This window comes from Streptomyces europaeiscabiei (assembly GCF_001550375.1).
In the GTDB taxonomy this organism is placed as follows: Bacteria; Actinomycetota; Actinomycetes; order Streptomycetales; family Streptomycetaceae; genus Streptomyces; species Streptomyces europaeiscabiei.
The window spans coordinates 18,147-27,906 of the sequence record NZ_LRTR01000508.1; the positions used below are offsets into that span (position 1 = coordinate 18,147).

At 68.8% G+C, this 9,760-nt stretch carries 5 protein-coding genes and 1 rRNA gene; 3 read left to right on the forward strand and 3 right to left on the reverse strand.

Annotation, left to right across the window (positions count from 1 at the left end; translation table 11 throughout):
* Positions 1 to 54 precede the first annotated feature (54 nt).
* On the reverse strand, positions 55 to 2,421 hold the full coding sequence (locus AWZ10_RS24720) for a glycoside hydrolase family 31 protein (protein WP_060892061.1): 2,367 nt from the start codon (positions 2,419 to 2,421) through the stop codon (positions 55 to 57).
* Positions 2,422 to 2,635: 214 nt separating this feature from the next.
* Here AWZ10_RS24720 and AWZ10_RS24725 point away from each other — a divergent pair, with 214 nt between their 5' ends.
* Together AWZ10_RS24725 and AWZ10_RS24730 are read left to right on the forward strand one after the other, a co-directional pair.
* Positions 2,636 to 4,603, forward strand: a complete 1,968-nt coding sequence (locus AWZ10_RS24725) for an acetoacetate--CoA ligase (RefSeq protein ID WP_046706887.1) — start codon at positions 2,636 to 2,638, stop codon at positions 4,601 to 4,603.
* A gap of 80 nt (positions 4,604 to 4,683) precedes the next feature.
* Entirely contained in the window at positions 4,684 to 5,592 is a 909-nt protein-coding gene (locus tag AWZ10_RS24730) for a hypothetical protein (protein WP_060892062.1), read from the forward strand.
* Positions 5,593 to 5,654: 62 nt separating this feature from the next.
* On the opposite strand, the gene ptsP is transcribed toward AWZ10_RS24730, so the two are convergent.
* Positions 5,655 to 7,325, reverse strand: coding sequence for a phosphoenolpyruvate--protein phosphotransferase (ptsP, locus tag AWZ10_RS24735; protein ID WP_046706889.1), 1,671 nt, complete (start codon positions 7,323 to 7,325; stop codon positions 5,655 to 5,657).
* A 77-nt stretch (positions 7,326 to 7,402) separates the two neighbouring features.
* The gene (locus tag AWZ10_RS24740; RefSeq protein ID WP_046706890.1) at positions 7,403 to 7,852 is read right to left on the reverse strand and encodes a PTS sugar transporter subunit IIA; all 450 of its coding nucleotides are present in this window, start codon (positions 7,850 to 7,852) and stop codon (positions 7,403 to 7,405) included.
* A 565-nt stretch (positions 7,853 to 8,417) separates the two neighbouring features.
* On the opposite strand from AWZ10_RS24740, the gene AWZ10_RS24745 reads away from it, so the two are divergent.
* A 16S ribosomal RNA gene (locus AWZ10_RS24745) occupies positions 8,418 to 9,760 on the forward strand; the annotation flags it as partial.

Consider the following 9,760-nt stretch of genomic DNA (forward strand, 5'->3'; position numbering starts at 1 on the left):
TCGAACCCACGTCCGCTACATCTGAGCGAAGCCACGTCCGAGCCGAAACCCGGCTCACTCCCGGTCGAGCCCGCGTACCCGCACGGGATACGAAGGCTCGGCCGGACCCTCGTCCCCGTCCCGTTCCACGACCACACGCGGCCCCACCCAGCGGGCCGTGTACCGCTCGACCTCAGGCTCGTCCCAGCCGTCGCCCGCGTCCGGCACCACGAGCCCGCCCCCCGTCCGCCCGCGCGCGGGTGCCCACGCCTCCAGCTCCAGGCCACCGTCGGCGCCCCGGACCGGCAGCACGGCACCCGCGCGCGCGAGCACCGGGATCCTCGACAGAGGAGCGTCCAGGAGCGCCTGCCCCGGCCCTTCGTACGCCTGTCCGGTCACGGTGTCGTACCAGCGCCCCCGCGGCAGCTGCACCGTACGCCGGTCCGCACCCGCGTCCAGCACCGGCGCCACCAGCAGACAGTCACCCAGCAGGAACGCGTCCTCGCAGTCGCGCAGCGACCGGTCCTCGGGCGCACCCCACCACAGCGGGCGCACATAGGGCGCCCCCGTACGACGCGCCAGATGGGCCAGCGTCATGAAGTACGGCAGCAACCGCCGTCGCTCGACGAGCGCCACGCGCGCGTGCCCGACGGTCTCCTCCCCGAACTCCCACGGCTCCCGGCGCCCCGCCCGCAGACTCGCGTGCGTGCGGAACAGCGGCAGATACGCGCCGAGCTGGAACCACCGCAGGTACAGCTCCGGTGACGGACTCCCGTCGAACCCGCCCACGTCCGGACCCGAGTACGGCACCCCGCACAGACCCAGCCCCAGCACCAGCGAGAGCGACGCCCGCAACCCGGGCCAGCCCGTCGCCACGTCCCCGGACCACGTCCCTCCGTAACGCTGAATCCCGGCCCAACCGGAACGCGAGAAGACGAACGGCCGCTCCTGGGGCACCAGCTGGCGCAGCCCCTCGTACGCGGCGCGGGCCATGCACAGCGCGTACACGTTGTGCGCCTCGCGATGATCGCCGCCCCGGCCCTCCAGATCGTGCCGGACCGAACGGGGCAGCGTGTTCTCGCCGAACGCCGTGAACGACGTCGGCTCGTTCATGTCGTGCCAGAACCCGGCGAAGCCCTGCGCCAGACGCTCCTCGTAGAGACCGCCCCACCACGTGCGCGTACGCGCACGCGTGAAGTCCGGAAAGACCGACTCACCGGGCCACACGAGCCCCTCGGCGACCTGCCCGGAGGCATCCCGCACGAACGCGTCCTCGGCCGTCCCGCTGTCGTACACCGCGTTGCCCGGCCGCGCCTTGACCGCCGCGTCGACGATCGACACCAGCCGGATCCCGTCGCGCCGCAACTCGTCGGCGAGATCCGGCAATTTCGGGAAGTTCTCCTCGTCCACCGTGAACACCTGACGGGCGTCGTAATGGTCGATGTCCAGGTGGATCGCGTCCAGCGGCAGAGCGTGCTCCCGGTAGCCCGCGACGATCCGCCGCACCTCCTGCTCACTCCCGAAGCCCCACCGCGCGTGATGATGCCCCAACGCCCACGCGGGCGGCAGCGCCGGAGCCCCCGTGAGGGCGGCCCAGGCATGCAGCACGCGCGCGGGGGTGCCCACGACCACCCAACAGCGCAGCGGCCCCCCGCCCATCCGCAGCTCCGACGTCCCGGCCCGGTCGTGCCCCGACCCGGCGCCCTCCTCGCCCTCGCGCAGCGTCACCGTGCCGTCCCACGTGGTGTCGTGGAACACCAGATGCGTGGCCGCGTCGGCCACCACCATCTGCACCGGCATCGTGAGGTACAGCGGATCGTCGCCCGGCGCGAACGCGTGACCGGGGTCCGTGTTCCACAGCCGATACGTTCCGCCACGTAGCCGGGGCCCGGCCGCCCGGCCACCCAATCCGAAGAACCGAGCGTCGGCCGCCACCTCGGAGCGCTGCACCCACCGCGCCTCGCCCCCGCCGACCGGCTCCCACCACCGGGGCGGCAGATCACGCCGCAGGGTCACTCCACCGGGCGTACACACCTCGATGGCGCCGTGCCGCGACACCACGACCGTCACCCGCTCCGCCACGACCCGCCAGCCACCGTCCTTGTCCGGCTCCAGAACGGCCCGCGGATCCGGCTCGGGGCACCGGCCCGCGAGCGCGTACGAGGGCTCCGGACCGGCCCCGTCCCAGCCCCAGAAGACCGCCCCGTTCACGTCGACGGTGATCAGCAGCGCTGACCGGCCGAACCGGACGATCCCGCCGCCGGGGCCCGGTTCCACCTCCACCACCGGCCCGGGCACCCGAGCCCGCTCGGCGCCCCGCGCCGGCAACCCGGCGGCGTCGGCACGCCTTCTGCGCCATGCGGCCCGTACGGTGCGCAGCCCCTGAGCCACCCCCGCCGAACCGATCGCCTTCACCGAACGCACCAGGTCACGACCGTCCATGCCGCTCACCCTGCCACTGCCCTGCTCGTTCGTGTGAGTCGTTCAACTTCCGTTCACCCATGGTGGCGGCACATGTTCACGTCGGCTTCCATCTGCGGCTCACCCTGGTGCGGAAGTCGATCACATGGCATCGTCCGTGTCAGCCGCGTCACGCGCTCACCCCTGCCCGTGCGCGCCCGCCGCACACCACGCGCACAGTCCCGGGAGCCGCCCCATGACCTCAGCGAACCCCTCGCCGCTCTGGCAGCCCGACGCAGCACGCATCGCCCGGGCCAAGATCTCCGCGTTCCAGACCTGGGCGGCCGAACACCACGGAGCCCCCGCCGAGGGCGGATACCCGGCGCTGCACCGCTGGTCCGTCGACGAGCTCGAGACGTTCTGGAAGGCCGTCACCGAGTGGTTCGACGTACGGTTCTCCACCCCCTACGCGCGCGTACTCGGCGATCGCGCCATGCCCGGCGCCGAGTGGTTCCCCGGAGCCACCCTCAACTACGCCGAACACGCCCTCCGCGCGGCCGACGCCCGCGCCGACGAACCGGCCCTGCTCCACGTCGACGAGACCCACGAACCGCGCCCCGTGACCTGGTCCGAGCTGCGCCGCCAGGTCGGCTCCCTCACGGCCGAACTGCGGGCCCTCGGCGTACGCCCCGGAGACCGCGTCAGCGGCTACCTCCCGAACATCCCGCAGGCCGTCGTCGCCCTCCTCGCCACGGCCGCCGTCGGCGGCGTCTGGACCTCCTGCGCCCCGGACTTCGGCGCCCGCAGCGTCCTCGACCGCTTCCAGCAGGTCGAACCCGTAGTCCTGTTCACCGTCGACGGCTACCGCTACGGCGGCAAGGAACACGACCGCCGCGACACCGTCGCCGAACTCCGCCGCGAACTGCCCACCCTGCGGGCCGTCGTCCACATCCCCGTCCTCGGCACCGAGGCCCCCGAGGGTGCCCTGGAGTGGTCCGCCCTGACCTCCGCGGACACGCCGCCGACCTTCGAACAGGTCCCGTTCGACCACCCGTTGTGGGTGCTCTACTCCTCCGGCACCACGGGCCTCCCCAAGGCCATCGTCCAGTCCCAGGGCGGCATCCTGGTCGAACACCTCAAGCAGCTCGGCCTGCACTGCGACCTGGGCCCCGAGGACCGCTTCTTCTGGTACACCTCCACCGGCTGGATGATGTGGAACTTCCTCGTCTCCGGCCTCCTCACCGGCACCACCGTCGTCCTGTACGACGGCAGTCCGGGCTACCCCGACACCGGCGCCCAGTGGGCCGTCGCCGAAAGCACCGGCGCCACCCTCTTCGGCACCTCCGCCGCCTACGTCATGGCCTGCCGCAAGGCCGGCCTCCATCCGGGCCGCGACTACGACCTCTCCCGAGTCCAGTGCGTCGGCACCACGGGCTCCCCGCTCCCGCCCGACGGCTTCCGCTGGCTCCACGACGAGGTCCGCGAGAACCTCTGGATCGCCTCCGTCAGCGGCGGCACCGACGTGTGCTCCTGCTTCGCCGGAGCCGTCCCCACACTCCCGGTCCACATCGGTGAACTCCAGGCCCCCGGCCTCGGCACCGACCTCCAGTCCTGGGACCCCAGCGGCAGACCCCTCGTCGACGAGGTCGGCGAACTCGTCGTCACCAATCCCATGCCGTCCATGCCGATCCACTTCTGGAACGACCCCGACGGCACCCGCTACCACGACAGCTACTTCGACACCTACCCCGGCGTCTGGCGCCACGGTGACTGGATCACCCTCACCCCCCGGGGCTCCGTCGTGATCCACGGCCGCTCCGACTCCACCCTCAACCGCCAGGGCGTCCGCATGGGCTCGGCCGACATCTACGAAGCCGTGGAACGACTCCCCGAGATCAAGGAATCCCTCGTCATCGGCATCGAACAGGCCGACGGCGGCTACTGGATGCCCCTCTTCGTCCAACTCGCCCCGGGCGCGACCCTCGACGAGGCACTCCTCGACCGCATCAAGCGGACCATCCGGGAACACCTCTCACCACGCCACGTCCCCGACGAGGTCATCGAAGTCCCCGGAGTCCCGCACACCCTCACCGGCAAACGCATCGAGGTCCCCGTCAAACGGCTCCTCCAGGGCACCCCCTTGGAAAAGGCGGTCAACCCCGGCTCCGTCGACAACCTCGACCTCCTGCGTTTCTACGAGGACCTGGCCCGCAAACGAGCCTGAACACCCACACGCGGCCGCGCTGTCAGTGCCCCCGATTACTGTGAGTGAGCATTGATCGACTGCTCGCACAGGGGGAAGACATGACGCACACCAGCCAACAGAGCCTGCGACGGGTCCTGCGCCGCGAGATCGCGGGCACCATCGGACTGCTGGCCGACGAGCACGACTTCACCACGATGCGGAGCTACCGCAGCTTCGCCTTCGGCGACCACACGACCTACCTCCGCGAAGTCGAAGTCCTGCTCAGGACACTCGCCGCGCAGGGCAACCACACCACGGTCGCCCTCTTCGACCCGGAGGAGTACGCCGAGTTCTGCGCCGACACCGGCCTCGAACCGGACACGCCGTCCAGCCGCACCCGCTTCACCGCCGAACTGGCGGCGACTGGCGCCGCCGTCCCCTATGAAGGCCAGCCCCTCTCCGAGCTCGTCCCCGACCTGATCGACGAAGCAGTCCGCCTCGCCACCTGGGAGTACGCCACCACACTCCTCGCCCAGATCGGCGACTGCGCCTCCTGCGGCGAGGACATCGGACGGGCCGCCTTCGCCCGCGCCATGCAGCTGCTCAAGCGCATCCTCGACACGGCCGACCCCGGCGAACGCCATCTCGTGTGCAGCGTCTCGGCCAGGCCCCACGCACTGGCCGCCGTCCTCCACGCCGACCGGATCGACGAAGGAACCACCCAGCTCGACGAGTCCGAAGCCCTGGAGTTCGCCACCGTCCTCGCCCTCGGCATCGCCACCCGAAGCCCTGGTGGACTCGTCATGCGCACCACGGCCCCGGACACGACCGACCGCGTCTACGGCTGGCGCCTGCGCGGCGAATGCCTCGAACCCCTCACCGCGGGGGAGGTCTTCGACGCCTACTGCACCGACATGGAATCCGGAGACCTCGTCTCCCCGGAGTCCGGTGTCGACTACTGCACCCCACCCGATCTCGGGGACGACATCGGCAGGGCAGGCCCGGCCACCGACGGACACACCCACTGAACGGGTGAGGGGCGCCCCACCCACAGGTGGAGCGCCCCTCGACAGCGACTGACCGTCGCGAGCTACTCGCCCGACAGCACCGCCTGCGCCGCGCTGCGAGCCTCCTCGGCCGTGTCCGCCGCACGCGCGGCCGCCGCGGCACGCTCGCACTGAGCCAGCGTGTACTTCGCCAGTGTCCCCCGCACATACGGAATCGACGCCGAGCCCATGGAAAGGGAGGTGACACCCAGACCGGTCAGCACACACGCGAGCAGCGGATCCGAAGCCGCCTCACCGCAGACCCCACAGCTCTTGCCCTCGGCCTTCGCCGCCTCGGCGGACAGCGCGACCAGGTCGAGCAGCGCGGGCTGCCACGGGTCCTGCAGGCGGGACACCGCACCCACCTGCCGGTCGGCCGCGAACGTGTACTGCGCGAGGTCGTTGGTCCCCAGCGAGAGGAACTCGACCTCCTGCAGGATCGACCTCGCCCGCAGCGCCGCCGACGGGATCTCCACCATGGCACCGAACTTGGCCCGCAGCCCCGCCTCACGACAGGCGTCGGCGAACGCCTTGGCGTCCGTACGGTCCGCGACCATCGGCGCCATGACCTCGAGGTAGACCGGCAGACCCTCGGCGGCCTTCGCGAGCGCCGTCAGCTGCGTCCGCAGCACCTGGGGGTGGTCGAGCAGCGTCCGCAGCCCGCGCACACCGAGTGCCGGGTTCGGCTCATCGGCCGGGGTCAGGAACTCCAGCGGCTTGTCGGCGCCGGCGTCGAGCACCCGCACGACCACACGCCCCTCGGGGAAGGCCTCCAACACCTTCCGGTAGGCCTCGACCTGCTTCTCCTCGGACGGCGCCGTCTTGCTGTCGTCCAGAAAGAGGAACTCGGTACGGAACAGCCCGACACCCTCGGCCCCGGCCTCCACGGCCGCCGGCACGTCAGCGGGACCGCCGACATTGGCCAGCAGCGGAACCCTGTGCCCGTCGGAGGTCGCCCCCGGCCCGCTCGACGCCGCCAGCGCGGCCTTCCGTGCCGCGGCGGCGGCTTCCAGCTCGGCCTTCTTCTCCGTACTCGGGTTCACGAAGATCTCACCGGTGCTGCCGTCCACGGCGATGACCGTGCCCTCGGCAAGCTCCCCGGCCCCCGGCAGAGCCACCACGGCCGGCACCCCGAGCGCCCGCGCCAGAATCGCGCTGTGACTGGTCGGTCCGCCCTCCTCGGTGACGAAGCCGAGGACGAGCGTCGGGTCGAGCAGCGCGGTGTCCGCGGGCGCGAGGTCACGCGCGATGAGGACATAGGGCTCGTCGCTGTCCGGCACCCCCGGCATGGGAACCCCGAGCAGCCGGGCGACGATACGATTCCGCACATCATCGAGGTCGGCCACGCGACCCGCGAGGTACTCGCCCGCCCCCGCCAGCAGCGCGCGGTACGCGGCGAAGGCGTCGTAGACAGCACGCTCCGCCGTGCTCCCCACGGCGATACGTCGGTCCACGTCTGCCATCAGCTCGGGGTCCTGGGCCATCAGGGCCTGGGCCTCCAGCACGGCCTGGGCCTCGCCGCCGGCGAGGTTGCCGCGCGCGATCAGATCGGCGGCCACCGCGTCCACAGCCTTGCGGGCGCGCCCCTGTGCTCGCTCCGCGTCCTCCGCCGGAATCTGCTTGGCGGGCGGCTCCAGCACCGCCGTTCCCATGTGGCGAACCTCGCCGATAGCCACACCGTGGCTCACACCGACGCCTCGCAGCGTTGTCTCCATTTCACCTGTCTCCGATAGTGCGGCGGCGAGCGCCGCCGCCGTGGTTGTGGAACTTGCGGTCCGGTACGGCCCTGACGTCACTGCCAGCCGAAGAGCGTGCCGCCTGTCTTCACGTCGCCGTCCTCGCGGAGCTCGGAGAGGGAGTCGGCCGTGGCCTCCAAGGCCACGACGGGGCAGACCGGTGACTTGCCCGCGGCCTCGACGGCGGCGGGGTTCCAGCGCACCACGGCCTGACCCCGCTGCACGGTGTCGCCCTTGTTGACGAGCAGCTCGAAGCCCTCACCGTTCAGCTGCACCGTGTCGATACCGAGGTGAGTCAGCACCCCGTGCCCCTCACTGTCGACCACGACGAACGCGTGTGGGTGCAGCGAGACGATGACTCCGTCCAGGGGTGCGACAGCCTCCCCTGCCTCGCGCACGGGGTCGATGGCCGTACCGGGGCCGACCATCGCTCCCGAGAAGACGGGGTCCGGTACGGCGGCCAGTCCGATGACGCGTCCTGCAAGAGGGGACGTCACGGTGGTCATGGGAAGCCTCCCAGGGTGGAGATCTCTATGGACACCGTCACTGATTGTCCCGGACGGCGCGCTGATCAGCAGGGTAGGTCAGATGAAGTACCCGTTCCGCACGATAGCTTCGCAGTAGAGGTCTAGACCACCCCCTCCAAGCGATTTGCACGTGCTCTGTGGCCCCATGTAGAGTCGTACTCCTGCCTGGGGGTGAGTGACACTTCGTGTCCGTGTGCCCGGCAGCACCAAACTCGTTCAGATCCTATCCAGGGGTCACTTCCTGCATGTCTGCAGGAAGGTGGTCAGAGGGTCGGAGAAACGCTGATAGAGTTTGGAACACCGAAGGGAAGCGCCCGGAGAAAAGCCCAGGAAATCTTGGGTGAGTACAAAGGAAGCGTCCGTTCCTTGAGAACTCAACAGCGTGCCAAAAATCAACGCCAGATATGTTGATACCCCGTCCGCCGAAACTTTTCGGTGGTCGAGGTTCCTTTGAAGTAAAACACAGCGAGGACGTTGTGAACGGTCGGGCTTATTCCGCCTGACTGTTCCGCTCTCGTGGTGTCGACCCGATTACGGGTAAACATTCACGGAGAGTTTGATCCTGGCTCAGGACGAACGCTGGCGGCGTGCTTAACACATGCAAGTCGAACGATGAACCACTTCGGTGGGGATTAGTGGCGAACGGGTGAGTAACACGTGGGCAATCTGCCCTTCACTCTGGGACAAGCCCTGGAAACGGGGTCTAATACCGGATACAACACTCTCGGGCATCCGATGAGTGTGGAAAGCTCCGGCGGTGAAGGATGAGCCCGCGGCCTATCAGCTTGTTGGTGAGGTAACGGCTCACCAAGGCGACGACGGGTAGCCGGCCTGAGAGGGCGACCGGCCACACTGGGACTGAGACACGGCCCAGACTCCTACGGGAGGCAGCAGTGGGGAATATTGCACAATGGGCGAAAGCCTGATGCAGCGACGCCGCGTGAGGGATGACGGCCTTCGGGTTGTAAACCTCTTTCAGCAGGGAAGAAGCGAAAGTGACGGTACCTGCAGAAGAAGCGCCGGCTAACTACGTGCCAGCAGCCGCGGTAATACGTAGGGCGCGAGCGTTGTCCGGAATTATTGGGCGTAAAGAGCTCGTAGGCGGTCTGTCGCGTCGGATGTGAAAGCCCGGGGCTTAACCCCGGGTCTGCATTCGATACGGGCAGACTAGAGTGTGGTAGGGGAGATCGGAATTCCTGGTGTAGCGGTGAAATGCGCAGATATCAGGAGGAACACCGGTGGCGAAGGCGGATCTCTGGGCCATTACTGACGCTGAGGAGCGAAAGCGTGGGGAGCGAACAGGATTAGATACCCTGGTAGTCCACGCCGTAAACGGTGGGAACTAGGTGTTGGCGACATTCCACGTCGTCGGTGCCGCAGCTAACGCATTAAGTTCCCCGCCTGGGGAGTACGGCCGCAAGGCTAAAACTCAAAGGAATTGACGGGGGCCCGCACAAGCAGCGGAGCATGTGGCTTAATTCGACGCAACGCGAAGAACCTTACCAAGGCTTGACATACACCGGAAACGGCCAGAGATGGTCGCCCCCTTGTGGTCGGTGTACAGGTGGTGCATGGCTGTCGTCAGCTCGTGTCGTGAGATGTTGGGTTAAGTCCCGCAACGAGCGCAACCCTTGTTCTGTGTTGCCAGCATGCCCTTCGGGGTGATGGGGACTCACAGGAGACTGCCGGGGTCAACTCGGAGGAAGGTGGGGACGACGTCAAGTCATCATGCCCCTTATGTCTTGGGCTGCACACGTGCTACAATGGCAGGTACAATGAGCTGCGAAGCCGTGAGGCGGAGCGAATCTCAAAAAGCCTGTCTCAGTTCGGATTGGGGTCTGCAACTCGACCCCATGAAGTCGGAGTTGCTAGTAATCGCAGATCAGC